General features: G+C 42.7%; 1 protein-coding gene. It reads left to right on the forward strand.

Annotated features, from left to right (window positions below; genetic code table 11):
• Positions 1–240: 240 nt before the first annotated feature.
• Positions 241–1512, forward strand: coding sequence for an RNA-guided endonuclease IscB (iscB, locus tag F6K53_RS40315; RefSeq protein WP_293085734.1), 1272 nt, complete (start codon positions 241–243; stop codon positions 1510–1512).
• Positions 1513–1708 lie beyond the last annotated feature (196 nt).

Consider the following 1708-nt stretch of genomic DNA (forward strand, 5'->3'; position numbering starts at 1 on the left):
CGCTGCGCGAACAGACTATAGCGGGAGCTTTCAAGCTCATAGTTTACCAGTCTAGGTTCTTACAGAACTACGTTATTTCTGAGAGTTAGTGTTCATACCTGGAGATGCGTAGCTAGTCCCCAGCTCTAGAACCCGGTCGTTAAACAGACCTAGTTGAGTTAAGTCAGTGCGATCGGGAAAGTACCGAGAAATAACTTTGACTAAGCTAACTTTACCCTAGTAATAGGAGAAAACACAATTATGCGTGTATTTGTACTTAACTCAAATCGACAACCTTTAGATCCATGCAAACCGGCGAGAGCTAGAATTCTACTTTCGACAGGAAAAGCTAAAGTCTATCGTCGTTACCCATTTACTATAATTTTAACGGAGGAAATACAAGAACCAATAACCCACGGGTCACAATTCAAAATAGACCCCGGAGCAAAAACAAGTGGCTTAGCAATTGTTCAAGGTAACCGAATAGTTTGGGGCGGTGAACTTACTCACAGAGGTTTTCAAATTCGAGATGCCTTAACTTCTCGTAGGCAACTAAGGTGTGCTCGCCGTAACCGCAAAACTCGGTATCGCAAGCCTAGATTTCTTAACCGGTCTAGACCAGAAGGCTGGTTAGCTCCTAGCCTAATGTCTAGAGTTCAGAACATCTTGACTTGGGTTAAAAAACTAACTCGTTTATGTCCCATTGCAGGAATCTCTCAAGAGTTGGTTAGATTTGACACTCAGAAGTTGCAAAATCCCGAAATATCTGGCATTGAGTATCAGCAAGGTACGCTCTACGGTTACGAGCTTCGAGAATATCTACTCGAAAAATGGAATCGAAAATGTGCCTATTGTGGGACAACGGGTACTCAGTTAGAGATTGAGCATATTAAGCCATTATCTAAAGGTGGTTCGAATAGAGTCTCTAATTTAGCTATTGCGTGTCATTCATGCAATCAGTCTAAGTCTGCTCAAGAAATCGAACAGTTCTTATCTGGAAAACCTGACGTGTTGAAACGGGTTTTGTCTCAAGCCAAAAGACCTTTAACTGATGCGGCTGCCGTTAACACAACTCGTTGGAAGTTGTACCATGAACTGAAATCAATCGGATTACCTGTTGAAGTCGGGAGTGGTGGTTTGACTAAATTCAACCGATGTCGTCAAAACCTACCTAAAACTCATTGGCTGGATGCCGCAAATGTTGGCAAAGTTGATACTTTAATTATTGAGGGTTATCAACCTTTACTTATTGCCGCTAAAGGTCACGGTACTCGTAAAATTTGTCGAACAAACAAGTATGGGTTTCCTATCCGTTACTGTTCAAGAACTAAGATTCATAAAGGTTTTCAAACAGGAGATATTGTTCGCGCCGTTGTAACTAAAGGCAAAAAAATCGGTACTTATGTGGGAAGAGTTGCGACCCGGAAATCCGGATCTTTTAATATTTCAACTAAATCAGGACTGGTGCAGGGTATCAGTCATAAATATTGTCAATTTATTCACAGGAAAGATGGTTATGCTTATAGGCATTAAACTCTGTCCTCCCTTTCCTCTCACCGCTAAATCAAAGATTATAGCGGGAGACGACCGGGAGGCGGAAAGATGATTCTAGAGGAAGGCAAAAGGAACAAGGGAAAAGGCTTACCCCCGATAAAGAGCGGAGAATCCTCGGGTCAGAGGCAAAAGGCAAAGGGACTGGATTCACCTTGCCATCCGTGCCGCCGTGTGG

Source organism: Moorena sp. SIO4A1 (assembly GCF_010672065.1).
Classification (GTDB): Bacteria; Cyanobacteriota; Cyanobacteriia; order Cyanobacteriales; family Coleofasciculaceae; genus Moorena.

What these genes read in the sequence shown, in the direction of transcription:
- iscB (WP_293085734.1), top strand. Translation starts at nt 241, where the DNA reads ATGCGTGTATTTGTACTTAACTCAAATCGACAACCTTTAGATCCATGC.